Source organism: Streptomyces sp. NPDC017940 (genome assembly GCF_044328435.1).
Lineage (GTDB): Bacteria > Actinomycetota > Actinomycetes > Streptomycetales > Streptomycetaceae > Streptomyces.
Window position 1 is genome coordinate 161,356 of record NZ_JBIRHJ010000002.1, and the last position, 23,086, is coordinate 184,441.

Genomic DNA, 23,086 nt, shown 5'->3' on the forward strand with positions numbered 1-23,086 from the left:
TCAGGCTGCTCCGCACTCGGAACCAAGACGCGTACGTGAAACAGGCTGCATTCGTGCCTGTCGCCACCCTGTTCGCGGCTCTCGTGGCCGGGATCGGACGCAGACGTGCGATGACGATCAGCCAGTGCGGTAGTTGCCTGCAATGGTTGTTGTTGTGAGTGCTGATGCAGCTGGCTGCTACCTTGCGGAGCCATGACAGACAGCGTGTATGTGGGCAATGCCAGCAAAGATGCCGCACTGGACCGGGGGTGGCTTCTGGGTCACTTCAAAGACGCTTCCGATCCTCGTTATAGCGAGGACGTGGAAATCAAGTGGGGCGTCCACCCGCGGGGCGATGAGCGGGCTCAGTGGGTGACTGGTGAAGAGCGGACCGCCCTGCTGGTCCTCATCAGCGGACGCTTCCGGGTGGAACTGCCCGGGCGCAGTGTTCTCCTGGCCGAGCAGGGCGACTACGTCGTGTGGGGCCGGGGCGTCGATCACTCCTGGTTGGCAGAGGAAGAGTCCGTGGTTCTGACGGTTCGCTGGCCATCCGTCCCCGGTTACGAGGTGACCGATGAGGACGCTTCCGCTGCTGGGCATAGCCATGCCTTCATGACCGCGACCGGCACAGTCGTCTCGTAGTCGACGGCCAACTTGTCATAGTGGGTGGCCCATCGGTGATGGTCCGGGCCTGGGTGCCATTGCGCTGCCAGCACCGGAACAGGTCATAGGCGCCGTCCCGGGAACCGTAGGGTTCCGGCGCATCGCTCGGCAGCGTTCCTGTCCCCGACTATACCCGTCCACAGGAGCGTGTGTGACAGGGCGTCAGGTCATTGGATCAGGTCTGTGTGTGGATGTTCGGGTGAGGTCGGGCAGACGTAGATCTGCATGTTGTCCGTGCTGCCTACTTCCACCTTCGTCGGCTGCGAGGAGTACTGGTCCGGGCCGCGGGTGTCAGTGAGGGCGGTGGGCTGTTCCTCCTGCGGTGCCCAGCTGCGGCCTTCACCGCCGCCCCACTCCCGGGAAGCAATCGTCAGGAGTGGGACCATCCGCACCCCGCACGCAGCGCAGTGCCGGGGATTCGGGTCGGTGCGGCCCCGAGGGGGCCAGCCACCGACCTTCCAGCCGGGTGCGTTGCCCAGGTGAAGGGAGTAGAACTCGCGTGGGTACTGTGCATAGGCGCTGTCCAGGTCGGCACCGGCCGCCTGCCACCTGTTCCAGTCCTCCAGCATCCGCTGGAGCTCGGGACTCAGGTCCAGGCTGTTGGGGTACTCGGTGATGGCCTCTGGCGCCAGTACGCACGGCTCTGGCACATAGCCCGGGTAGTCCGCCTCGTACGGTTCCGGTGGTGTGGTGAGGATGTCGCCGACCTCCGCGGCCGACCGCCAGTACAGCGCGGTCGACGGCTTGCAGTCCGGTTCGTGTTCGTACGGGCACCAGAGGACTTGGAGCAGATCGGCCTGCCCGGGTGGCCGCAACAGGGGTATGTCACGCAGGAACAGCTGAGCCACGGGCAACAGCGGGACCGGGCATTCGGCGGGCCAGGGAGGGGCGGCGTCGAGCAGTTCGGTGAACCGTGCGGCAGCGCGTTCCTTGAGCGCTGTCTCCTCGGGCGTGTACGCGGGAGACCGGTCATCAGGGCGCCCCCGAGACTGCAAGCTTCTCTGAAGCCGCAGTTCGGCCAGTGACTCACGAAATCTCGTGTCCACGTGCAGGTGCACGTCCTCGCAGTGCGGCCACGGCTCCCCCGCCGGCCACAGCAACGGCCCGCCGACCGAGCTGTCCTTGGCTGAAAGCGTCCCCGGACGTGGATGCAACCGCATGGCAGGTCGCGCCAACGGGGCCAGCTCGGGGAAGAGCGCGGTCACCTGGACGGGCCGCGGCGGAGTAGTACGTACCAAAACCATGCCGGTGATCCTGCCACCAGCCACCGATCAGACGGTCTTGACGGATCCACCGTCGATCAGCAGGTCCGTACCGGACATGCCGGCAGCCAGCGGTGAGGCGAGGTAGGTGATGGCGGCAGCGACCTCGGACGGTTCCAGGAGACGGCCGGTCGTCATGCCCATCGCGGCTGGGATCTGAGCGAGCAACTGCTCCTGGGTGACCCCCATGGAGCGGGCCAGCGCTGCTCCGTAGCCGTCCGGACTCTCCCACATCGCGGTACGCACAGCGCCCGGCGAGATGGTGTTGGCGCGCACGCCCCGCGGTCCGAACTCCTCCGCCAGCGCCTTGCCGAACGCAGTCAGCGCGGCCTCCGCCGTGGTGTAGGTGACGGGTCCGGCATGCGGCATCCGGGCACCGTTGGAGGAGACGTTGACCAGCGCCCCGCGGCGGCGCAGCAGGCTGGGCAGCGCCGCCCGGCTGGTCCGCACGGCGGCCAGGAAGTTCAGGTCGAAGGACTGCTTCCACTACTCGTCGGTGAAGGAGCGGAAGCCACCGGTCTGGTTCTCTCCGCTGTCGCCGCCTCCGACATTGTTGACGAGCAGGTCGAGGTCACCGAGCTCGGCGGTGGCGCGCTCGATGATCTGGGCGGGGGCGTCGGGGGTCAGCAGGTCCACCGGTATGGCCAGGGCGCCCTGGCGACCTGGGCGACCGAACGGTTCCACCAAGCTGTGGAGGCCGCCCGGCCGCTCACATCCCCGCCCTTGGTCGCCCTGCACCAGGTGACCGCCAACGTCCGCCAGGTGAAGATCGGCTGGAGCTTCGCGATGAGCCGGTCCGCTCCGTCCGACCCCGAAGCGGCGCGCGTGCACGCCGACGTCCTGGCCCAGTGCGATCGGCTCTCCCGCCGGGCACAGGAGGCCGGGCTGCTGTCTGCGGACACCGACCTGGAGTGGGCCCGCCGGGTGTACTACGCCCTCATCCATGAGGCGGCCGAGGAAGGGCGGGGGGCCGTCGACATCGGTGCCGTCGACCAACTGGCCGCACGTGTCGTGGACACTCTGCTGCACGGAGTCGGGGCACCGGCGCAGGCCTGACGCGAGGACCGGCCAGGGGCGTCGGCTCCTTCGGCCTCGATCACGCCTTGATGGCGGCGGGCGTCCTCGATCATGTCTCGATGGCGGCGGGCGTCCTCGATCATGCTGACACGATCGACCTGCCCGCCCCAGTCCGACCTGTGGCCTCCGGGAGAAACCGGTCCCTTCGGCGCCCCAGTCGCCTACAGGGAAGCAGGTGCAGCCCTGTCTGCGGGCCAAGCGGTTGTCGTTTCTGTCCGACATCGACCTACTCGGAGAAGCGGTCGAGCGGGTCTGTCGGCAGCGGGACCCTGCGTTCCGCCGGATCAACCTGGAGATCCTCGGGAACACGGATCCGTTCTTGCATGCCCATGTCTGGCCGCGGTTCGCATGGGAGCCGACTGAGCTGGTGGGCAAGCCGGTATGGCTGTACCCGCGTGAGCGGTGGAGTGACGAGCGGTTCGGATTGGGTCCGCAGCACGATGAGCTGCGGCAAGCGATCAGTAGTGAACTGGACCGGTTGCGTTCGTTGGACTGATGGTGCGGGCCTGCCATCGTTACGTCTGCGGGTCGGCGGACAGCGTTCAGCGGAAAGCCCTCAGCGTTCAGCGTTCAGCGGGCTGCGGGCTGCGGGCTGCGGGCTGCGGGCTGCGGGCTGCGGGCTGCGAGCACCGGACCGCGGTCGGCGTCAGCCGGTGATCGTCTGGATCTCCTGGTCGATGATCTCCCACAGTGGTACGCCGTCCGAGTTGCCGAGGATGACGCCGACCCAGCCGGTGTCCGGGTAGATGTTCCAGCTCGCGCCGGCGCCGGGGTCGCCTCCCGCACGTCCCCACACCCACTGGCCGTTGGTGATGTGGACCGGCAGCGTGTAGGCCCCGAACGACGCGTCGACGGGGGCTGTCCTGCCGCCCCGCAGGCCGCCCCCCTGAGGGGGATGCGGATGCTTGGGCCCGGTGAACAGCTCGGCGTAGTGCGGGTCGAGGAGCGTGCCGTCGCCCAGCGCTTGTGCGAACCGGACCAGGTCCGGCGCGGTGGCGAAACCGCCGTCGCCGGGAGCGTCGATGAAATTGCGGCCCGGGTTCTTGCCCGGCTGGTGCGGGCTCGGGCTGCCCTTGTTGAGGTTGCGGACGGCGTCCACCACACTGCCGTCGGCCAGCTCCATGTAGGGGTGCGCGATGTGCTTGTCCGTGAGCCACTGCGGCCTGGTGAAGTACGCTGTCCCGCTCATGCCGCAGCGCTTGAAGATGTGCTCCTCGACGTAGTCCCAGTACGACTTGCCGGTCACGGCCTCCACGATCTGCGCGGGAATGGCCACCTCGGCCCCGGCGTGGTCGGTGGGGGTACCGGGAGCGCTCACCAGCTCGGCGTCCCGTGCCCAGCGCTCGTTGTACGCACGCACCTCCTCCCGGCTCTGGAAGACGCGCTGCACGTCCACCTCCGGATTGCTCAACCCGGAGGTACCGGACAGCAGGTGGTGGATGGTCACCTTCTCGGCGACGTCCTTGGCGAAGCCCGTCAGATAGGTGCCCACCGTGTCCCACAGCTTCACTTCGCCCCGCTGCGCCAGTTGCAGGATCGCCACCGCGCCGAACGGCTTGCCCGCCGAGCTGAGATAGAACGCGACGCCCGGGTCGTTACGGACGCCCTTCTCCTTGTCCGCCATGCCGTAGCTGCGCGACAGCACCGTCCGGCCGCGGTGCGACAGCATCACCACACCGGAGAACTTGCCCTCGGCGGCCAGCTTCGCCACGTACCGGTCATAGGCACCGCCGGGCCGGGCGGCCGGCGGAACGGCATCGGGATCGGGATCGGCCGGCGCGGCACGGCCGGGACTGGCGTTCACCACCTGCACACCGCCCGCCGCCACGCCCGCGGCGGCCACCCCGCCCCAGCGGAGCAGCCGCCGTCGATCGACACCACGTACGGAGTTCGAACCCATGATCACATTCCTTCCATCGACACGGGCCCGCCGTTGCCGCGCGCTGGCCCCTGCCCTCACCCAAGACGGAAGGGTGTCGCCGCGGTGTATGCGTTTTTCGATACGCCGGGGATACGCCACTGGCCGTACTGTGCCCGAGGACGCGAGAGCGACCTCGACGTCCGCGACGTAGTGGGCGAGTCGGGTTCTGGCCTCCCGCGTCTGGCCTCCCGCGTCGGCCCTCACACGTTGCCGAGGCCGAGGCCGCGGCGGTGCGACAGGGACGGACCGACGGAACCCCTGCCCGGTCGGCAGGAAGGCGGTGGACGTGGAGGGGCACGCGGCGCCCGCCACCAGGTCGCTCAGGAGGCTGCCAGCAAGGGGCCGAGTTCGGCGGCCCACCGGGGGTGGAGCGCGACCTTCTCCTCGTGCAGGGCGACGGTGTCCTGCGCCAGGGTGGGCGTCATGTCGTCGGACAGGTCCGGGCCGATGGCGATCTTGGCCAGGTAGGGCATGATCTGCGGGTCACCGGCCAGGTGGACCGGATCGTGCATGTACCGCCGCAGCGCCGGAAGGTCGGCGATGCCGACGCAGCAGGCGTGGGTGAAGCCGTCGGGAGCGCCGAAGAGCTGACCCACTGTCGAGAACGACACCGACTCGACGGATGCCGTCCGCCGTATCACCGCGAGCACGTGCTCGCGCTCCTCCTCGCTCGCGGTCTCCTTGAACGCGAAACGCAGCATGTGAACGATCACGCCTGTGCCGTCCTTTCCGGTGGAAGTCGCCGAACTTGGATTGAACCTATTGGTTCATATTGCTGGTCTAGCTGGTTCAGTAGGTAGAGTGAACCCATGGGTTCAGAAATGTCAACGGGAGGCAGGCGTCCGGCTCGTGGGCAGGCCGAGCGGCGGCAGGCGATCCTGGACGGCGCTTTCGCGGTGTTCGCCCGACGCGGCTACGCCCAGGCGTGCGTGAAGGAGATCGCGCAGGAGGCGGGTGTGGCCAAGCCGACCGTCTACAACCACCTGAACGACAAGGAGAGCCTCTACCGCGAGGCCGTCGAGGCCGTCGCCGACCGGGTCGGCGCGCGCGGCCTCGCCGCCGTCGAGCAACTGCGCGCGTCCGCCGCGGACGCCGATCCGCGCACCGCGCTCACGGCCGTGGCCCGCGGCCTGCTGAGCGCGCTCGGCGACGCGGACGCCACCGCCGTGCGGCAGTTGGCCTGCGCGCAGGCGGTGCAGTTCCCCGAACTGGCGGCGAGCGTACGCGAGCGGACAGTCCTGCGACCGCGCTCCGCCCTCGCCGACCGCCTGGCCCGCCTCACCCTCGACGGCCGCCTGCGCGCGTGCGACCCGGAGCTCGCCGCCGAGCACTTCCTCTCCCTGCTCACCGGCTCGCTGGAGTACCGCTCCGACGCCGCCCCCGACACCGTCGCGGACACCGCCGTGGACGTCTTCCTGCGCGCGTACGGAGTCCTGCGGGCGTAGGGGAAGGATTCCCCCTCGGCCCGGCGCCACCGGGTGCACGGCGCCCTCTTCCCCCGCGAGTTGCCACACTTCACGAAGGCCGACCGACAGATGACCACGCAGACCCACCACGTCGATCACGAACTCGTCCAGGCCGCGGCGCACGTGGCTCGCACGCGCTGCCGAGGCGGCAACCACACCGTGGCAGCCGCGGCCCGCGCCCGGGACGGCCGGATCGTCACCGCGGTGAACGCCTACCACTTCACGGGAGGGCCGTGCGCGGAGCTCGTCCTCATCGGTGCGGCGGCCGCCGAGGGCGCCTACGACCTGGAGACGATCGTCGCCGTCGGCGACCGCGGCCGCGGGGTCCTCCCGCCGTGCGGACGCTGCCGTCAGGTACTTCTCGACTACTTCCCCGCCCTCGGCGTCATCGTGGGCGAGGGCGACCGCGTCCGGACCGTCCCTGTCACCGGCCTGCTGCCCGAAAGCTACGTCTGGGCCGACCAGCAGCTCGACGCCGAGTGACCACGACGCCCGGCGCCCGCGGCCGACCCTTCGGAGCGACGCCGGAGCCCGGTCAGCTCGTCGCCCGCACCGCGTCCCTGATCAGGTCGGCGACCCGGGTGGGCTCGGACAGGACGACGGCGTGGGAGGCGTCCGGAAGTTCGACGACGACGGCTCCGGCCCGTGCGGCGCAGAAGCGCTGGACCTCGGGGCTGAGCGTACGGTCCGCCCCGGCCACAAGCGCCCAGGACGGTTTCGTCCGCCACGCCGCCGCGGACGCGGCCTCGGTGAGGGCGGCCGTGGCCAGCGGGCGTTGGGCAGCCGCCAGGACGCCCGCCACCTCCACGGACACGTCCGCCGCGAAGACCTCGGGGAAGGCCGTCTCCTCGATGGTGACTTCGACCGCCGATGCGCCGTCGCGGAGCGGGTACGTCCACTCCTTCAGGTTGCCCGTCAGCGGGGACGCGGGAAAGCTCCCCTGGAGCCTGCCGAGGCTCTCGCCCTCGTGGGGCGCCCAGGCGGCCACGTACACGAGCGCGACGACGTTCTCCGCGGCACCGGCCACGGTGATCAGCGCACCGCCGTAGGAGTGCCCGACGAGGACGGCCGGGCCCTCGACCTGCGCGAGGACGGAGGTCAGGTAGGCGGCGTCCGCCGTCAGCCCCCGCAGTGGGTTCGACGGAGCGAGCACCGGGATACCGCTGCTCCGCAGTTCCGCGATGACGCCTATCCAGCCCGTCGCGTCGGCGAAGGCGCCGTGCACGAGGACGACGGTGGGGTTGGTCATGCGCGTTCTCTTCTCGGTCTCGGGCCGCGCGGGGGCGGGGCCGGCGTCTCGGACTCGGGTCACAGGGGGGCGGGCGTCGGCGTGACGGTCGGGGCGCGGCCCGGAACCCGGCCCGCGTCTCAGCGCCCGCGCCCGGTCTGCGCGCCGGCGGTCGCCGGTGCGAAGGCCGAGGTCGCCAGGGCCTGCCATTGGCTGGGGCTCATGCCGTAGGCTCCGCGGAACGTCCGGCTGAAGTGCGAGGGGCTGCTGAAGCCCCAGCGGTGTGCCACCGCGGCCATGGTGCTGCGCCGGTTGGAGCGGCCCAGTTCGAGGCGGCAGAACTCGAGCCTGCGCTGCCGCACCCATTGGCTCACCGTGGTGCCGTCGTTCTGGAAGAGCTTTTGCAGGTAGCGCACGGAGATGTGGTGGGCGCGTGCGATCGACTCCGGCGAGAGGTCGGGGTCCATCAGATGGTCCTCGATATGGGCCCGGATGCGGGACAGCATCTCGTTGCCGGTCCCGCTCGCCCGGTCGGCCCCGTCCGCCGTGCCCGCTTCGAGAAGCTCCACGACCAGGACGGAGAGGAGGTGGACGGCCGTCCGGGCCCGCCGGTCCCCGATGGTGGAGCGGTGGAACTCCGCCTCGGCGGCGAGCGCGGTGAGGAAGTCGGACACCAGCGCCCCTAGCCCCTCCCCGCCTCGTACGGGTACGCCGAGTATCTGGTCCAGTTCCGGCTCCGTGACGCCCAGATAGCAGCGGGGCACCCGGAAGAAGATCATCCGGCAGTCCTCGCCGAACCGCAGCAGGTGCCGTCGGGCCGGGTCGCAGAAGACCAGGTCGTTGGGGTCCAGCTGGGTCCTGGCACCGGCGTGGACGACGGTGACGGGTCCGCGGACGTGGACGCCGAGGTAGACGTCGTCGCCGTCGCTCGTACCCGGCATCTCGGAGAGCATCTGGACCAACCACCCCGGGCGGGGGGAGGCCGGGGCCGGGTCGGGTGCTTGCCGGGGCGCCCGTTCGGGCGCGCGAGACATCAGTGAGGGGGTCATGCGGGCTCCAAGAAGTACGGTTCGTGCGGGCGGCGTGCGGGTTCAGGCCCGGCTCGCCGACTCCTCCGCCAGGAACTTCTCCACCACGGCGTTGAAGGCCCCCGGGTTCTCCAGGAAGGGGAAGTGGGAGTTCGCCACGTCGGAGGGGAAGACGTGCAGGCGCGCGCCGGGAATGCGTCCGGCGACGAAGCGCTGCGCGTCGGGGTGCAGATGGCTGCCCTCGCAGCCGATCACCAGGGTCGGCACATCGATCCGGGGAAGCACGTCCCGCCAGTCCTGCGCGCAGTGGTCGAACAGCAGCGCCACCCCCGCGCGGGCGGGTGTCGACCCAATCTCCTCGGCGACGAACGCCAGTACCTCGGGGTCGGGTTCGCCGGAGAACATGCCGCGCACGAAGTCGGCGCGGACCGCGTCCCCCTCCGGCCCCGCGAGGGCCGCACCCAGGTACAGCAGCCCCGACACATCGAAGACCGCGCCGCAGTCCCGCTGTTCCCGCTCGGTCATCCAGGGCACGGCGGCGACCGCCGCGGGCTGGTCGACGGCGACGAAACGCCGCATCCGCGCGGTCCCGTACTGGTCGATGAAGCTCCACCACACCGAGACGCCCATGGACCAGCCCAGTGCGTCGAAACGGGCGAGACCGAGATGGTCGACGAGTTCGAGCACGTCGCGGGAGAGCCGGGCGACGCGGTGGCCGTGCCGCGGTCTGCCCGATCTGCCGTGGCCGCGGAAGTCGACGGTGACGACGCGGCGGCCGGGCGCGAACCCCTCGATCTGGTGGCGGAACATCGCCTGCGTCTGCCCCCAGCCGTGCAGCATCACCAGCGGGACGCCCGCGCCGCCGGTGTCCTGGTACGCGAGCCGCGCGCCGTCCGTCGTGATCAGTTCCCGCATGACATCTCCCCTGGTCGGAGGCGGTGTGTGCGGCCCGCCCTCCGTGCACATCATCGAATGGGGCCCGCGGCCCGCACCACCGCGAGCTGTAGGAATCGGGGCGTGGATCCTTCTCGCCCTGTCGAAGCGGGTCCGCGGTCAGCAGGGCCCGCCGCCGTCCGGGCCGATGAGCTCCTCGATCCTGAGGCCGAGGTGCAGAGTGAGCCGGTGGGCGCCGTCGTCGAGGTCGAGTCCGGTGATGTCCTGGATCTGGCGCAGGCGGTAGTAGAGCGAGGTGCGGTGGATCCCCAATGTGTCCGCGGTCCTCGGAATCGATCCCGCGTGCTGGAGGAAGCAGCGCAGGGTGTCCCGCAGGCGGTCACCGCCCTGGGCCTCGCCCAGGGTGCGCAGGGGCTCCGGGACCAGGGACGCGTCCAGGGCGTGCTCGGGGAGCTGGAGCAGCACGGCGAGTTCCCCGAGCAGCTCCCAGTCACCCGCGCCCTTCAGTGTGGGCAGCCGGCGTGCCGCGCGCGCCGCCACGAGTGCCTGCTCGTACGACGTCCAGGCGTCGTCGAGGCGGGGGTGCCGGCCGCCGACTCCGACCACCGGGTCCGCCGACGGGCCGAGGAAGGTGCGGAGTTCGTCGAGGACGCGGGCGGACTGGGCAGCGACCTCGTCCGGGCCGGGCGGGCGGTCGCGCAGCTGGAGCAGCGTCGCCTGCTCCTTGCCGATCGCGACGAGGCCCCGCGCGGAGCGTGTCCGCCGCAGCCCCTCCAACGCCCCCCACAGGGCGGCCTCGGACTGCCGGGCGGACGCGGTCGCGCAGCCCAGCCGGACGACGGTGACCAGGACGTGCTCCGCCGCGTTGAGGAGTCCGCGTTCCCGGGCCCGCCGGCGTGCGGTGGTGCGGGCGGTGGCGTCGGTGCCGACGAGCGCGAGGACCAGCTCCCGCTCGGCGGTCTTCTGGGTGTCCGCGGCGAGGTGCTCCGCGTACATCTGGGCGGCCATGGCGTCCACGGCCCGGGCGATGGCACGCGTCTCCCGCTCCGCGAGCGCCTTCTCGGGCACGACCACCATGAGCAGGCCGAGGAGGTGCCCGCGCTCGCGCAGCGGCACGACGTAGCGTGGCAGCAGTCCGAGATCGTCGCGGCCGTCGATGAATCCGGCCGCCGACCACCGGGTCACTCCCTGGGCGAGGACGTGACGGATGGCCGCGTTGTCGGCGCGGCCCTGCAACAGGGTGCCGATGCGCACCGGGTCCTCGTCGCCGAAGTGGCGGCTCGTGCAGACCATGCGGACCAGCGGGTCGTCGACGGCGACGGACCGGCCGAGGCGCTCCGCGAGCTCGTCGACGAGTGCCTGGAGCTCGTAACTGCCGGGGCGGGCTCGCTGCGGCCTTGCGGTCATGCGCTGTTCCTCTCTCGACCAACTGTCCCCGCGGACTTCTCCACCCCACGGTTCTTGATCATTCTGAGGAAGCGACGGCGTCCGCACATCGCACGAATCGTCCATTTCGGCGATGCGCGCAGGGGATACGAATCGACTACTCTCCGCTGTCGCGCTGCTTGACAAGCCGGGTCAGCTCCGCGCGTGCGGTGAGGTCCAGCTTGGTGAAGGCCCGGCGCAGGTGCGAACTCACCGTGTGCGGCGATACGGAGAGGTGCTCGGCCACCTGTTGGTTGGTCAGCCCCTGTGCCACGAGCCGCGCCACGCGTATCTCCGCGGCCGTCAGCTCGGGCCACGCACGCGCGAGTCCGGCCTGGGCAGGACGGCGGCGGACACCCGCGGCTCGAAGCCGCCGCCGGACGCGTGCGGCGTCCCGCTCGGCGCCCGCTCCCGCCCACAGCGCGAGGGCCGTCTCGAAGTACGGCACCGCGTCGGACCTGCGGGTGGCCGCCAGTTTGCGTCCGGCGTCCTCGAGCGTCGACGCCCGGGCGAGCACCCTGGGGCAGTCCTCGTACAGGTGGACGGCGCGTACGAGAGGGGCGAGGTCGTTGTCGAGGAGCCCTCTGGCGTGCGCGGCGGTCGCGGCGAGGAACGTGAGGTCGGGGTTGAGCACGGCTCGTCGCTCGGCCACGGCGACCGCTTGTGCGGCCCGTTCGTGCGCGCCGGCGCGCAGCGCGAGGCGGACGAGGACCGGGACGTCGGCGGGGTCGAGCGCGACCGCGAGGTCGGGCCGGTCCACGCCGGGCGGGGCCTTCGCCTCGTCGAGTTCGGCCATGGCGCGCTCGGGGCGGCCTTCGAAGTCGGCCATCAGGGCCAGCATCCAGGAGCCGGTGCGGCGGACGGCGGGCGCGCCGTCATCCCGCATGCGCCTGGCCTGGGCCGCGTGGGCCCGTGCGGCACGCCGGTCGTTGGTGTGGAGGGCGACGCGCATCATCGCGTACCGCAGCGTGATGTCGGCGAAGTTGCCGGGACCGGGATCGTCGGCGGCCGCGGACGCGGCTTCGGCGTCGGCCGCGGCGTCCGTCAGCCGTCCGGCGTCGAGCAGCATCCGGGAACGCAGCATGAGCCACAGGCGGGTGGCCGCTGTCCGGCCCTGGCCCCCGGTGGTCCGGATGCCGTCCGCCGCCGCGGCGAGCGCTTCCGCGGAGCGCCCGGCGGCGTTCGCCAGGGACGCGTGCCACAGGGCCTCCGGGTACCACGGCGAGGAGCCGACGCCCAGGGCTGCGGACAGCGCGGCCGCCCGCTCGGCGTGCCGGAACGCCGCGGCCCAGTCCATGCGCTGCAAGCTCGCGGCCGAGCGGACCGTCCGCAACGTGGCCTCCGCGGTACGGTCCCCCGCCGCCGCGGCGGTCTCCCGCGCCTCCTTGGCGACCTCCTGGGCCGCCCGGTGCTCGCCCGCCAGCGACAGGCCGAGGCAGAGCAGCGTGAGCAGTCGCCCCCGCAGGGAGACGGGGACGCCGGGCAGGGCCGCCCCGGCGCGCGCCTGCCGGACCGCCTCGGAGAAGTCGTACGGCAGGGCGAGGCGTGCCAGGGCGAGACGTACGCGCGCCTCGTCCTCGGGTCCGAGGCCGCCGCTCGCCAGGGTGGCGGTCCCCAGCTCGCGCGCCCGGGCGGCCCGGCCCGTCTGCCCGAGCAGCGGGATCGTCTCGGCGACGACCAGCGGCCGCTCCGGAGCGGCCGCGGGGGTGAGGTCCAGGGCCTCGATGCTGCGTTCCGCGGCGGGTCCGGGGGCGGTGGCCGCGAGTTCCGCCGCGGCGGTGCGCAGCCGGTCCGCCTCCGCCACGTGACCTGCCCCGACGCCCCCGACTTCCGCCGGGCCACCGCGCCCGACTGCCCTGGCGTCCGGCGGGCTGCCCCACCCCACTCCCCCGGCATCCGCCGGGCCGCCCCGGCCCAGACCCCCGGCATGCGCCGTGTCACGCGTCCCGGCGCTACCGGCCACCGCCGCGCCAAACCGCCGCACACCCTCGGCCTCCGCCACGTCACCCGCCCCAGCGCCCTCGGCATCCGCCGCGTCACCCACCACGGCGCTACCGCCTTCCGCCAGGCCACCGCGCCCCACAACCCCGGCGCCCGCCGGGCCGCCGCACCCCACACCCCCGGCGTCCGGCCCCCCGGCCAACCCCCCACAACGCCCAGCGGACCACGCCGCGCTCCCCAACTGCGGCTCAGCGGCCCGGCTGTGCGGCGCTTCACTGAAGGCCTGACGCACAGCCTCGCGCAGGGACAGCGGGAGGTCGGCTGCCACCGAGTCGCGGATCAGGTCGTGGCGGAAGGTGAGACGATCGCCCTGTTCGGCGAGCAGATCGGCGTCGAGGGCTTCCTGTACCGCCGTGAGGAGCGCCGCCGAGGACCTGCCGAGCAGTTCGGCGAGCAGCGCGACGGTGACCGGGGCGCCCGCGGCAGCCGCCGTCCGCACCAGTTCGCGGGCCTCGTCCGACAGGTGGTCGACGCGGCGCACGACAGCGGGGAGCACCCGTGGGGCCGGGGGCCCGCCCGGCAGTCGGGCCGTGCCGTTCTCCACCGTCACCGCCTCCTCCCGCCGCAGCGCGCCGAGCAGTTCGACCAGGAGCTGCGGCACCCCCTCGGCGCGGCGGGCGACGGCGAGGACGTCCGGGTCGGGAGGTGCGCCGAGCACGTCCTCGGTGATGCTTGCGGTCGCCCGGTCCCCCAGGGCTCGCAGCACCAGCTCGTGGGCGCCCGCCTGCCGGATCCTGTCCAGGGTCGTGCGCACTCCGGACGGCACGCTGCCGCAGCGCACGGCGACGAGCCACAGGATGGCGTGCGAGGAGAGCCCGGCCGCGAGGGTATGGAAGGTGAGGAGGGTCAGGTCGTCGCACCACTGGAGGTCGTCGAGGACGACGAGCAGCGGGCCGTTCCGAGCCGTCTCCCGCAAGCGGTCCCCCAGTTCCTGGAGCAGCCAGAACCGCTGGCCGGGTGTGGTGGCGAGGTCACGGAGACGGTCGGCGTCCGACAGCGGTTCCGCGCTGGAGAGCACGGCGTCGAGGAGCGGGCCGAGCGGCACGAACTGCTCGTCGGGGTCCGCCGCCCCCGCGAACACCCTGATCCCGCGCCGCCCCGCGACCGCCGCGGCTTCCTGGAGGATCCGGGACCTGCCGATGCCTGCGGGGCCCTCGACCCGGACGATCCCGCCCTCACCCCGGTCGAGCGCGTCGAGCCGCGCCTCGATGAACGCCAGCTCGTCCCCCCTGCCGCGCAGGGGCGTCCGCGCACGGTCGGACTCCTCGGGTACGGTCCGCCTCGTCACTCGGTGCACGCTCATTCCGCCGGCCTCGGCCGCACGGGACGGGCTCGGTCCGCGTGCGGTACGGCGGAACAGTATGAACCATCCCGCCCCCACCCGTGCCGGGGCCCCGCCTCAGTCGAAGCGCAGGTCGGCGACTTGCCGTTCGAGGACGGCGACGTCGTCGTCGGGCTCCGCGCCGGCCGGGCGCGCGGCCATGAGCGTGGCGAGCTGGGCGCCCGCCCTGCGGACGCGGCCGGGCAGTCCGTCGGTGTACGCGTCGCCACCCGAACCCCAGTCCTCGGATGCCGCGTACACGGCGGTGGGGACGACGACGGCGCGGAGATGGGCGAAGAGCGGGCGCAGGGCGTGGTCGAGGACCAGGGAGTGGCGGGCGGTGCCGCCCGTCGCGGCGATCAGGACCGGCTTCCCGGTGAGGGCGTCCGGGTCGATCACGTCGAAGAAGGACTTGAAGAGGCCGCTGTAGGAGGCCGCGAACACGGGAGTGACGACGATCAGGCCGTCGGCCGCCGTCACCGCGTCGATCGCGGCGCCGAGGCGCGGCGGCGGGAAGCCGGTCACGAGATGGCCGGCGATGTCGACGGCCAGTTCGCGCAGCTCCACGACCTCGGTCGACGCCGGGTGCCCGAGGGCGGTGAGTTCGTCGCGGGCCGAGTCGGCGAGCCGGTCCGCGAGCAGACGGGTGGAGGAGGGGGTGCTCAGCCCCGCGGAAACCACGGTCAGCCTCACGCGGCGGACACCTCCCGGGCACTCCGCAGCGACGCGTGCGTCGGGGCGTCCGGCACGCCCGCCGGGCGCCCCTTCGCGAACTCCCTGCGCAGCACGGGAACGACCTCTTCGCCGAGGATGTCGAGCTGTTCGAGGACGGTCTTCAGGGGCAGGCCCGCGTGGTCCATCAGGAAGAGCTGGCGCTGGTAGTCGCCGACGGTCTCGCGGAACGACAGGGTCCGGTCGATGACCTGCTGGGGCGAGCCCACCGTCAGCGGGGTCTGCTCGGTGAAGTCCTCCAGCGAGGGTCCGTGGCCGTACACGGGCGCGTTGTCGAAGTAGGGCCGGAACTCCCGCACGGCGTCCTGGGAGTTCTTGCGCATGAAGACCTGCCCGCCCAGGCCGACGACGGCGTCCTCCGGACGTCCGTGGCCGTGGTGCGCGAACCGGCGCCGGTAGAGCCGCACCATGCGCCGGGTGTGGTCGGCGGGCCAGAAGATGTTGTTGTGGAAGAAGCCGTCGCCGTAGAAGGCGGCCTGCTCGGCGATCTCGGGGGACCTGATGGACCCGTGCCAGACGAAGGGCGGTACGCCGTCCAGGGGCCGCGGGGTGGAGGTGAAGGCCTGGAGCGGCGTACGGAACGTTCCCTCCCAGTCCACGACGTCCTCGCGCCACAGCCGGCGCAGCAGCGTGTAGTTCTCCTTGGCGAGGTCGATGCCCTGGCGGATGTCCTTGCCGAACCACGGATACACCGGGCCGGTGTTGCCGCGCCCCAGCATGAGATCGACCCGGCCGTCGGCCAGGTGCTGGAGCATCGCGTAGTCCTCGGCGATCTTCACCGGGTCGTTGGTGGTGATCAACGTGGTGGCGGTGGAGAGGATCAGCTTCTCCGTGCGGGCGGCGATGTGGCCGAGCATGGTCGTCGGTGACGACGGTACGAACGGCGGGTTGTGGTGCTCCCCGGTCGCGAAGACGTCCAGGCCCACCTCCTCCGCCTTGAGCGCGATGGCGACCATCGCCTTGATGCGCTCGCCCTCGGTGGGAGTGCGGCCGTCGGTGGGGTCGCGGGTCACGTCCCCGACGGTGAAGATGCCGAACTGCATGGGGTGTCTGCTCTCTCGATGTCGTCCGGGTCGTACGGGTCGTCCGGTTCCCGCACCGGGGAACCGGGGGCCGGGGTGACGCCGGGCCTCCGGCGTCACCCGGCGTCAGCGGTGCGGCGTCACTTCGCCAGGAAGGCGAGGAGGGCGGTGTTGACCTCCTCGGCGTGCGTCCACAGCAGACCGTGCGGGGCGCCCTCGATCTCGACGTAGTCGGCCGACGGGAGCGCCTTGCGGAAGGGGCGCGCGGTGCCCTCGACCGGCAGGACGCGGTCGGCGGTGCCGTGCAGGATCAGGGCCGGCACGTCGACGGCGGGGATGTCGGCGCGGAAGTCGGTGTACCAGGTCGCGGGCGCGGCGGACGCGGCGAAGGAGCCGCCACGGGCCGCGGTGTTCCAGGAGTTGCGGACGGCTTCCTCGCTGATGCGGGTGCCGAGGTTCTCGTCGAGGTTGTAGAAGTCCTTGAAGAAGGCCGTGTAGTAGGCGTAGCGGTCGGCCTCGACGGCGGCGACGACGCCGTCGAAGAACTCCTTCGGGGCGACGCCGTCCGGGTTGTCGTCGCTCTTGAGCAGGCAGGGCTCGAGCGAGGCGAGGAAGGCGACCTTGGCGACCCGGCCGGAGCCGTACGTGGACACGTACCGGGCGACCTCGCCGGTGCCCATGGAGAAGCCGACCAGGACGGCGTCGTTCAGGTCGAGGGTCTCCAGCACGGTGTTCAGGTCGGCCGCGAAGGTGTCGTAGTCGTAGCCGGTCGTCGGCTGCGAGGACCGCCCGAAGCCGCGGCGGTCGTACGTGATGACGCGGTGGCCCGCGGCGAGCAGCGCGGCGCTCTGGCGCTCCCAGGAGTGGCCGTCGAGCGGGAAGCCGTGGATGAGGACGACCGGCTGCCCGGCGCCCTGGTCCTCGTAGTACAGCTCGACGGGGCTGGTGTTCTCCTGGCCCACGGTGATGTAGGGCATGGGGGGGTTCCTCGATTCGGGTCGGCGAATCCGCGCGTCGCAGTGGCGCGGTGTGCCCTCACGCTAGGGCCGGTGCGGCGATCACTGTTGCCGTCCGGCGCACCGTGTCTTGCACGGGGGCGCAGGAGTCGTTCAGGCGTCGGCGGCGGTCGCGGTGTCGCCCTGCGCCAGCACGATCCTCGCCAGGTGGACCCTGGAGTGCACGGAGAGCTTGCGGAAGATCGACGAGAGATGGGTGTTGACGGTGTGCGGGGACACGAGGAGGGCGGCCGCGGCCGACCGGTTGGTGTGACCCGCGGCGACCAGGCCCGCCACCTTGCGCTCCGAGGCCGTCAGCGCGTCCCAGCCACGGCCGGGGCGTGGCCGGGGGCCGCCGCCGCGCCGTGCGGAGCGGGACGTGGCCCGTTCGAGATCGGCCCGGACCCGGTCGGCCTCGAAGTCCGCCCCCGCCGATGCGTAGAGGTCGTACGCCTCGGTCAGGGCGAACACCGCGGCCGTGCTGCCCGCGGTCAGCAGCGCGCGCCCGAGGTCGGCGCAGGCCTCGGCGAGGGGCAGCGGCCGGGGGCCGGCGCGCAGGACGCGGACCGCTCGTTCCAGGAGTCCGTGGTCGGCGTGCACGAGGGCGGCCGCGTGGACGGCCGTGCCCTGTGCGGTCGGCACGGCGGGGTTGCGGGCGGCGTGCTCCGTCGCCTGGGCCGCGAGGTCCTCGGCCAGGGCCCGGTCCCCGGCGCGCAGCGCGATCCGCACGGCCTGGACGGCCTGGGGGCGCAGCAGCCGCCAGCGGAAGAAGGAGTGGTCCCGCTGGGCGGACCGGATCCGTTCGGCCGCCGCCGGGTGGTCGCCGCCCGCGTCGGCGACGGCGGCCTCGAAGTACTGGTGCGTGGCGTGGTTGCCCGTGTTCGGCCGGTCGGCCACGGTCGCCCGCACGATGTCAAGGTGTTCCCGCGCGGCTTCGCGGTCGCCGCGCAGCAGCGCGAGCAGGCCGCGGTTGACCCGTATGTTGACGAGGTTCCCTGGCACGCGCAGGTCGGCTTCGAGGCGTTCGGCGGTGACGAAGTCGGCGTCCGCGTCGTCGAGCCGTGCGAGCCCCATGTTCAGGGTTCCCTGCGCCCAGATCAGCATGGCGGGGCGCAGGGGGCCTTCGCCCGCCCTGCGGAGCATCGACCGTACGGTGTCGAAGTCGTCGCTGTGGATCCGTGCGACGGCCTCCTCGGCGAGGAAGGCCGTGTCGAACACGCTGAGCGCCGTGTGGTGCTCGACGGCGGCGGCGCAGTCGCCCGCGTTGAGGGCGATCTCGCCGAGACCCCAGAGGGCGAGGACGCGTGCTTGCCGGTCACCGGACCGCTCCGCCTCGGCGAGGGCCCGTTCGCCCATCTCGCGAGCGGCCCCGAGGTCGCGTCCGCGGGACCGGGCGAGGGCGAGGCGTGCGGTCAGCCGGGCGCGGATCGCCGGGTCGGTGACGGCCGCGAGCGCCGCCGTCGCCCGGTGGGTCAGCTCATGGACGTCGTCGAGGTGCCACAGCGTGTCTCCGAGTACGGACTGGAGTCGGGCGAAGACCTCCAGGGGCGGTTGCCTGGCCAGCAGCGCGTCGCCGGTCCGTCGCGCCTCGGTGTACCGGCCCGCGCGGGTCAGCGCCACGACGGCCCGCTCGCCCACGTCGAACACCGCGGGCGTGTGCGGCGGTACGAGTTCCAGGGCGCGTACCGCCAGGTCGGCGGCGAGGTCGGGCAGCGAGGCCAGCACGTCGGTGGCGGCCGCGCCGAGCAGCCTGATCGCCTCCTGGTCGCCGGGTTCGGCGCTCTTCATGAGGTGCGGGACCGCCTCGGTGGAGCTGCGGCCCGCCGCGACGAGCCGGCTCGCGGCCTCCCGGTGCAGCGCCCGGCGTACGGAAGGGGCGAGGTCGGCGTACACCGCCTGGCGGAGCAGGTCGTGGCGGAACAGCAGGCGTTCGCCCTCGTCGTGGAGGAGCGCGGCACCGACCGCCTCGTCCAGCTCGGCGCCGAGACCGGAGGCCGGCCTGCCGCACAGGGCCGCGGCGTCGGCGAGCGTGAACGCGCGGCCGAGGACCGAGCCGATCCGCAGGAGGTGCAGGGTGTCCGGCCGCAGGGCGGCAAGCCGCTCCCGTACGCCGAGTACCAGCCGCTGCGGCGGTTCGGTCCCGGCCGTGCCCGACGCCGCGATGCCCGTGAGCAGCTCGGACGCGAGGAAGGGGTTGCCGCCCGCGCCGTCGAGGTGCTGCGCGACCTGCTCCGGTACGTCCCCGCCGAGGACGTCCCGTGCCAGTTCGGCCAGGGCCGTGCCGGACAGCGGCCGCAGGGTAAGGGTCGTCGTCGCGGGTCCCCGCCCGTGCAGTTGCGGGTCGTTCCTGCTCGTGAGCAGCCAGAGGACCGGGGAGCTGAGCAGCCGGGCCGGCATGACGCTCAGGGCGAAGCGGCTCAGCGGGTCGGCCCATTGGACGTCGTCGACCGCGATCAGTACGGGCGCGCGGGTCGACCGTTCCTCGATCAGCTGGGCCAGCCGTTCGACTAGCCAGACGCGCTGGTCGTGGTGGCCGGCGAGGTCGGCGAAGTCCGTCCGTGACAGCAGCGGCGGGTCGCCGTGCAGGAGGCCCGAGGCCAGTGAGGCGAGCGGTGCCAGTTCGTGCAGTTCGTCGGCGTGTCCGTGGCTGACGGCGTAGCCGTGGGCGCGTGCGATCGCGACGGTCTCCCGCAGCAGTGCGGTCTTCCCGATCCCCGGCTCGCCGAGGAGCAGCGCGACCGCTCCGCCCGCACCGTCGCGCACCGACCCGACCAGGGCGCGCAGCCGCTCCAGCTCGGCTTCACGGCCCCGCAGCCCGGGCCGGGTGAGGGCCGCGCTCCCGGGCGTCGCCACGCCCTGGCCCCCGGGCCTGCCGGGGGTCATCCCTTGACCGATCCGGCGAGGAGCCCTCGCGCGAAGTGCCGCCGGAGCAGGAAGAAGACGAGCAGCGGGACGAACGCCGCCACGAAGGCCGCCGCGGTGAGCCGCTGCCACTCGTTGCCGTACGTGCCGGCCAGGTTCGCCAGTGCGACCGGCATCGGCGCGGTCCCGGGTGTTCCGCCCGACAGCGTCAGGGCCACGAGGAGGTCGTTCCACACCCAGATGAACTGGATGACGGCGAAGGTGACGAGGGCCGGGCGGGACAGGGGCAGCACGATCCGCAGCAGCAGCGTCCCGTGCGACGCCCCGTCGACGCGGGCGGCCTCGATCAGTTCCCTGGGCAGCCCGGCCAGGGAGTTGTGCAGGAGGAACACCGCGAACGGCAGCGCGAAGGCCGTGTGGGCGAACCAGAGGTGGCCGAACCGGGCGGGACCTTCGAGGTTCCAGGCGGGCAGGAACAGCCAGCCCTGGGAGAGGAGCTTCAGGAGCGGGACGAGCGCCATCTGGAGCGGTACGGCCTGGAGCGCGAAGATGCCGACGACGAGCGCGTCGCGCCCCCTGAAGTCGATGAACGCCAGGGCGTACGCGGCGAGGAGCGCCAGCACGAGCGGGAACAGCACCGAGGGCAGGGTGATGACGACGGAGTTGACGAAGTGCTCGGCGAGTCGGCCCGGCCCGTTCCCGCCGCCGGACAGCACCTCGCGGTAGTTGTCGAGCGTGAAGCGCGGCGAACCGGTCACGGTCCACCAGCCGGTCGTCTTGATCTCGTGCTCGGGACGGAACGAGGAGAGCAGGAGGCCGAGGGTCGGTGTCGTCCACAGGACCGCGATCACCACGGCGACCGCCGAGAAGGCGCGGGATGCCAGCCGCTCCCGCACTCCGTTCACCGTGCCCTCCGCCGCGCCCGGACCTGGTGGGCGACGAAGGGGGTGACGAGGACGAAGAGCAGTACGGCGAGGGCGGCGCCGCGGCCCGTGTCACCGTAGCGGAAGCCCTGGTCGTACATCTCGTGGGCGATGACGCCGGTCTGGAACTGCCCGCCGGTCATGGTCTTGACGATGTCGAAGGCCTTCAAGGTGCCGATCGCCTGGGCGAGGACCACGACGAGCAGGGTGGGTCTGATCGACGGCATGGTGATCCACCAGAAGACCTGCCGGGGGGACGCGCCGTCGAGCCGGGCCGCCTCGGTCGCCTCGACGGGAACGGCCTTGATCGCGCCGGTCAGCAGGACGGCCGCGAAGCCCGCCTGGGTCCACACCATCACCACGATGAGGAACAGGACGTTCCAGGGAGAGTCCACGAGCCATTGCCGCGGTTCGCCGCCGAACGCGACGACGAGCTGGTTCAGGAGCCCGGTCTGCGGGACCCGCGCGGGCCGGTAGGCGTACACGAATTTCCACACGACACCCGCGCCGACGAAGGAGACCGCCATCGGCGTCAGGACGAGGACCAGCGCGAACGCCCGGAACCGCGACCGTACGACAGCCGCCGCGTAGAGCAGACCGACCGTGGTCGCGAGCAGCGGCACGAGCACCACCCACGCCAGGGTGTTGCGCAGCGCGACCGTCGCCCGGGGGTCGGTGAACATCCACACGTAGTTGTCGAGCCCGGCCCACGCCCCTCCCCCGCTGTCGGTGAACGAGAGCGCCAGGGTGCGCAGAGCGGGGAGGAGGAGACCGACCGTGAGCAGCAGCAGCGCGGGGGCCAGCAGGAGCGTGGCCGCGACCCCGCGCCGCTGCGGCCCGCGGTGCAGCGCCAGCAGGATCAGACAGACCACCGCCGTGAAGGCGGCGACGCCCTGGAGCAGGAACAGCAGCTTGGGCTGCTGGGTGAGGAGGTCGAACGGCATCAGCGGCTCGGCCAGGACCGTTCGACGGAGTCGGCGACCTGCCGGGTGGACGCGCCGCCGACCCAGTCGACGACTCCCTGCCAGAACGTCCCGGCGCCGACCGACGCGGGCATCAGGTCCGAACCGTCGAACCTGAACCGTGTCCTTCGGTCCTGGAGGAGCTGGATGGCGAGGCGGTCCACCGGGGTCGCGGCGTTCGCCGGGTCCACACCCCGGTTCGCCGAGACGAAGGGGCCCTTTCGCATCCGCGCGTTCGCGAAGTCGGCAGAGGCCAGATACTCCTGGAAGGCCCGCACCTCGGGCCGGTCGGCGAACGCCGCGGTGAACACCCCGCCGCCCAGGACGGGAGGCCTGGCGGAGTCGGCTCCGGGCAGCAGGAAGGCGTGGACGTCCTTGTCCGGTCCGATGGCGGTGCCCTCCGGCCACAGACCGGCGTAGAAGGAGGCCTGGCGGTGCATCGCGCAGTCTCCGGAGAGGACCGGTGTGCCGGCTTCCTGGAAGGAGATCGACGCGATCGAGCGGGCGGGGCCGAAACCGCCGTTGGCGTAGCGGTCGTCCTTGAGGACGGACCCGACGGTGTCCATGGCTCTGATCACACGCGGGTCATTGAACGGGATCTTGTGGGCGACCCACTGGTCGTAGACGTCCGTGCCCTGCTGGCGCAGCAGGACGTCCTCGATCCAGTCCGTCACGGGCCAGCCGGTCGCCTCGGCGGACTCGACGCCGGCGCACCACGGTGTGACGCCCGATGCCGCGACCTTCTCCGTCACGGCCATCAGCTCGGACCAGGTGCGGGGGACGCGCAGCCCCCGATCGCGGAAGAACTTCGGGGAGTACCAGACGAACGACTTCACGTTCGCGACCAGCGGGGTGCCGTAGAGGGTGCCGTCCACGGTCGCGTAGCTGTTCCAGTCCGCCGACCAGCCCTGCTTCGCGAGGTTCACGACCCCGGCGCTCGCGGGCTTGAGCTTCCCCGCCCGCGCGAAGCGCTCCAGGAGCCCTGGCTGCGGGAAGAACGCCACGTCGGGCGCGTTCCCGCCGTCGACCCGGAGCTGGATGCGGGCCTCGAACTCCCCGTCCCCCTCGTACTGGACGTCGGTTCCCGTGCAGTGCGCGAAGTCGGCCCAGGTCTGTTCGAACAGGTCGGCTTCCTGGTCGCGGTTCTCCGCGTAGACGGTGACCTCGGTGCCGGGATGGCTGCCGTACCTGGCGTACGGCTCGCAGTCCACGGCGGTCTGCGACTGCGAACCACCGCTCCGCGGAACACCGCAGGCGGCGGCGAAGGCGGCGAGGGTGATGACGGCGAGCGCGAGCCTCGCGCCGGACCTCATGGGTGGATCTCC

General features: G+C 72.2%; 20 protein-coding genes and 2 pseudogenes. 5 read left to right on the forward strand and 17 right to left on the reverse strand.

Translation table 11 applies throughout. The features are described from left to right. Nucleotides 1–192: 192 nt before the first annotated feature. Nucleotides 193–621 carry a signal peptidase I gene (locus ACH4DX_RS06810; protein ID WP_398114092.1) on the forward strand — a complete coding sequence of 143 codons (429 nt, stop codon included), beginning with the start codon at nucleotides 193–195 and terminating at the stop codon, nucleotides 619–621. Between the two features lie 188 nt (nucleotides 622–809). Here ACH4DX_RS06810 and ACH4DX_RS06815 read toward each other — a convergent pair whose 3' ends face one another. From ACH4DX_RS06815 to ACH4DX_RS06825, 3 genes and pseudogenes are all read right to left on the reverse strand, one after another. Next, nucleotides 810–1,490, reverse strand: a complete 681-nt coding sequence (locus tag ACH4DX_RS06815; RefSeq protein WP_398154287.1) for a hypothetical protein — start codon at nucleotides 1,488–1,490, stop codon at nucleotides 810–812. Between the two features lie 423 nt (nucleotides 1,491–1,913). Further along, a pseudogene (locus ACH4DX_RS06820) lies at nucleotides 1,914–2,378 on the reverse strand (SDR family oxidoreductase); the annotation flags it as partial. A gap of 12 nt (nucleotides 2,379–2,390) precedes the next feature. Next, entirely contained in the window at nucleotides 2,391–2,591 is a 201-nt protein-coding gene (locus tag ACH4DX_RS06825; RefSeq protein ID WP_398154288.1) for a hypothetical protein, read from the reverse strand. A 54-nt stretch (nucleotides 2,592–2,645) separates the two neighbouring features. Between ACH4DX_RS06825 and ACH4DX_RS06830 the strand changes: the two genes are divergently transcribed. Both ACH4DX_RS06830 and ACH4DX_RS06835 read left to right on the forward strand, forming a co-directional pair. Then, complete coding sequence (locus ACH4DX_RS06830) at nucleotides 2,646–2,960, forward strand: hypothetical protein (protein WP_398154289.1); 315 nt, start codon at nucleotides 2,646–2,648, stop codon at nucleotides 2,958–2,960. 211 nt (nucleotides 2,961–3,171) lie between these two features. Beyond that, a pseudogene (locus ACH4DX_RS06835) lies at nucleotides 3,172–3,477 on the forward strand (diadenosine tetraphosphate hydrolase); the annotation flags it as partial. 150 nt (nucleotides 3,478–3,627) lie between these two features. Here ACH4DX_RS06835 and ACH4DX_RS06840 read toward each other — a convergent pair. Then, entirely contained in the window at nucleotides 3,628–4,881 is a 1,254-nt protein-coding gene (locus ACH4DX_RS06840; RefSeq protein WP_398154290.1) for a serine hydrolase domain-containing protein, read from the reverse strand. 341 nt (nucleotides 4,882–5,222) lie between these two features. Beyond that, on the reverse strand, nucleotides 5,223–5,615 hold the full coding sequence (locus tag ACH4DX_RS06845; RefSeq protein ID WP_398154291.1) for a Dabb family protein: 393 nt from the start codon (nucleotides 5,613–5,615) through the stop codon (nucleotides 5,223–5,225). A gap of 96 nt (nucleotides 5,616–5,711) precedes the next feature. Here ACH4DX_RS06845 and ACH4DX_RS06850 point away from each other — a divergent pair, with 96 nt between their 5' ends. Together ACH4DX_RS06850 and ACH4DX_RS06855 are read left to right on the forward strand one after the other, a co-directional pair. Continuing rightward, nucleotides 5,712–6,347: a TetR/AcrR family transcriptional regulator gene (locus tag ACH4DX_RS06850; protein ID WP_398154292.1), complete on the forward strand. Its 636-nt coding sequence runs from the start codon at nucleotides 5,712–5,714 to the stop codon at nucleotides 6,345–6,347. A 90-nt stretch (nucleotides 6,348–6,437) separates the two neighbouring features. Continuing rightward, the gene (locus ACH4DX_RS06855; RefSeq protein ID WP_398154293.1) at nucleotides 6,438–6,851 is read left to right on the forward strand and encodes a cytidine deaminase; all 414 of its coding nucleotides are present in this window, start codon (nucleotides 6,438–6,440) and stop codon (nucleotides 6,849–6,851) included. Nucleotides 6,852–6,903: 52 nt separating this feature from the next. Here the strand turns inward: ACH4DX_RS06855 and ACH4DX_RS06860 are convergent, their stop codons facing one another. The 12 genes from ACH4DX_RS06860 to ACH4DX_RS06915 form a co-directional block, all read right to left on the reverse strand. After that, entirely contained in the window at nucleotides 6,904–7,617 is a 714-nt protein-coding gene (locus ACH4DX_RS06860) for an alpha/beta fold hydrolase (protein ID WP_398154294.1), read from the reverse strand. A gap of 119 nt (nucleotides 7,618–7,736) precedes the next feature. After that, nucleotides 7,737–8,537 carry a helix-turn-helix domain-containing protein gene (locus ACH4DX_RS06865; RefSeq protein WP_398154295.1) on the reverse strand — a complete coding sequence of 267 codons (801 nt, stop codon included), beginning with the start codon at nucleotides 8,535–8,537 and terminating at the stop codon, nucleotides 7,737–7,739. 150 nt (nucleotides 8,538–8,687) lie between these two features. Beyond that, a complete protein-coding gene (locus ACH4DX_RS06870) occupies nucleotides 8,688–9,539 on the reverse strand; it encodes an alpha/beta fold hydrolase (RefSeq protein ID WP_398154296.1) in 852 nt (283 codons plus the stop codon). A 138-nt stretch (nucleotides 9,540–9,677) separates the two neighbouring features. Next, entirely contained in the window at nucleotides 9,678–10,925 is a 1,248-nt protein-coding gene (locus ACH4DX_RS06875; protein WP_398114115.1) for a PucR family transcriptional regulator, read from the reverse strand. Nucleotides 10,926–11,061: 136 nt separating this feature from the next. Further along, the gene (locus ACH4DX_RS06880) at nucleotides 11,062–14,247 is read right to left on the reverse strand and encodes an AAA family ATPase (RefSeq protein ID WP_398154297.1); all 3,186 of its coding nucleotides are present in this window, start codon (nucleotides 14,245–14,247) and stop codon (nucleotides 11,062–11,064) included. Nucleotides 14,248–14,343: 96 nt separating this feature from the next. Beyond that, nucleotides 14,344–14,958, reverse strand: coding sequence for an FMN reductase (locus ACH4DX_RS06885; protein ID WP_398114119.1), 615 nt, complete (start codon nucleotides 14,956–14,958; stop codon nucleotides 14,344–14,346). After that, entirely contained in the window at nucleotides 14,955–16,040 is a 1,086-nt protein-coding gene (locus ACH4DX_RS06890; RefSeq protein WP_398154298.1) for an LLM class flavin-dependent oxidoreductase, read from the reverse strand. Before ACH4DX_RS06890 ends, ACH4DX_RS06885 begins: the two co-directional genes overlap by 4 nt. Before the next feature lie 119 nt (nucleotides 16,041–16,159). Beyond that, a complete protein-coding gene (locus ACH4DX_RS06895) occupies nucleotides 16,160–16,996 on the reverse strand; it encodes an alpha/beta fold hydrolase (protein ID WP_398154299.1) in 837 nt (278 codons plus the stop codon). A 132-nt stretch (nucleotides 16,997–17,128) separates the two neighbouring features. After that, entirely contained in the window at nucleotides 17,129–19,897 is a 2,769-nt protein-coding gene (locus ACH4DX_RS06900; RefSeq protein WP_398154300.1) for a helix-turn-helix transcriptional regulator, read from the reverse strand. Next, the gene (locus ACH4DX_RS06905) at nucleotides 19,894–20,781 is read right to left on the reverse strand and encodes a carbohydrate ABC transporter permease (protein ID WP_398154301.1); all 888 of its coding nucleotides are present in this window, start codon (nucleotides 20,779–20,781) and stop codon (nucleotides 19,894–19,896) included. Before ACH4DX_RS06905 ends, ACH4DX_RS06900 begins: the two co-directional genes overlap by 4 nt. Then, nucleotides 20,778–21,743: a carbohydrate ABC transporter permease gene (locus ACH4DX_RS06910; protein ID WP_398154302.1), complete on the reverse strand. Its 966-nt coding sequence runs from the start codon at nucleotides 21,741–21,743 to the stop codon at nucleotides 20,778–20,780. The genes ACH4DX_RS06905 and ACH4DX_RS06910 overlap by 4 nt, the downstream gene beginning before the upstream one ends. Continuing rightward, nucleotides 21,743–23,074 (reverse strand): extracellular solute-binding protein, encoded by a 1,332-nt coding sequence (locus ACH4DX_RS06915; RefSeq protein WP_398154303.1) that lies wholly within the window; start codon nucleotides 23,072–23,074, stop codon nucleotides 21,743–21,745. The genes ACH4DX_RS06910 and ACH4DX_RS06915 overlap by 1 nt, the downstream gene beginning before the upstream one ends. Nucleotides 23,075–23,086 lie beyond the last annotated feature (12 nt).

Excerpts from the sequence above, each read along its gene's own strand:
- ACH4DX_RS06810 (WP_398114092.1), top strand. The coding sequence starts at position 193 with ATGACAGACAGCGTGTATGTGGGCAATGCCAGCAAAGATGCCGCACTG.
- ACH4DX_RS06840 (WP_398154290.1), bottom strand. The coding sequence starts at position 4,881 with ATGGGTTCGAACTCCGTACGTGGTGTCGATCGACGGCGGCTGCTCCGC.
- ACH4DX_RS06850 (WP_398154292.1), top strand. The coding sequence starts at position 5,712 with ATGGGTTCAGAAATGTCAACGGGAGGCAGGCGTCCGGCTCGTGGGCAG.
- ACH4DX_RS06855 (WP_398154293.1), top strand. The coding sequence starts at position 6,438 with ATGACCACGCAGACCCACCACGTCGATCACGAACTCGTCCAGGCCGCG.
- ACH4DX_RS06860 (WP_398154294.1), bottom strand. The coding sequence starts at position 7,617 with ATGACCAACCCCACCGTCGTCCTCGTGCACGGCGCCTTCGCCGACGCG.
- ACH4DX_RS06865 (WP_398154295.1), bottom strand. The coding sequence starts at position 8,537 with ATGCCGGGTACGAGCGACGGCGACGACGTCTACCTCGGCGTCCACGTC.
- ACH4DX_RS06870 (WP_398154296.1), bottom strand. The coding sequence starts at position 9,539 with ATGCGGGAACTGATCACGACGGACGGCGCGCGGCTCGCGTACCAGGAC.
- ACH4DX_RS06875 (WP_398114115.1), bottom strand. The coding sequence starts at position 10,925 with ATGACCGCAAGGCCGCAGCGAGCCCGCCCCGGCAGTTACGAGCTCCAG.
- ACH4DX_RS06880 (WP_398154297.1), bottom strand. The coding sequence starts at position 14,247 with ATGAGCGTGCACCGAGTGACGAGGCGGACCGTACCCGAGGAGTCCGAC.
- ACH4DX_RS06890 (WP_398154298.1), bottom strand. The coding sequence starts at position 16,040 with ATGCAGTTCGGCATCTTCACCGTCGGGGACGTGACCCGCGACCCCACC.
- ACH4DX_RS06895 (WP_398154299.1), bottom strand. The coding sequence starts at position 16,996 with ATGCCCTACATCACCGTGGGCCAGGAGAACACCAGCCCCGTCGAGCTG.
- ACH4DX_RS06900 (WP_398154300.1), bottom strand. The coding sequence starts at position 19,897 with ATGACCCCCGGCAGGCCCGGGGGCCAGGGCGTGGCGACGCCCGGGAGC.
- ACH4DX_RS06910 (WP_398154302.1), bottom strand. The coding sequence starts at position 21,743 with ATGCCGTTCGACCTCCTCACCCAGCAGCCCAAGCTGCTGTTCCTGCTC.
- ACH4DX_RS06915 (WP_398154303.1), bottom strand. The coding sequence starts at position 23,074 with ATGAGGTCCGGCGCGAGGCTCGCGCTCGCCGTCATCACCCTCGCCGCC.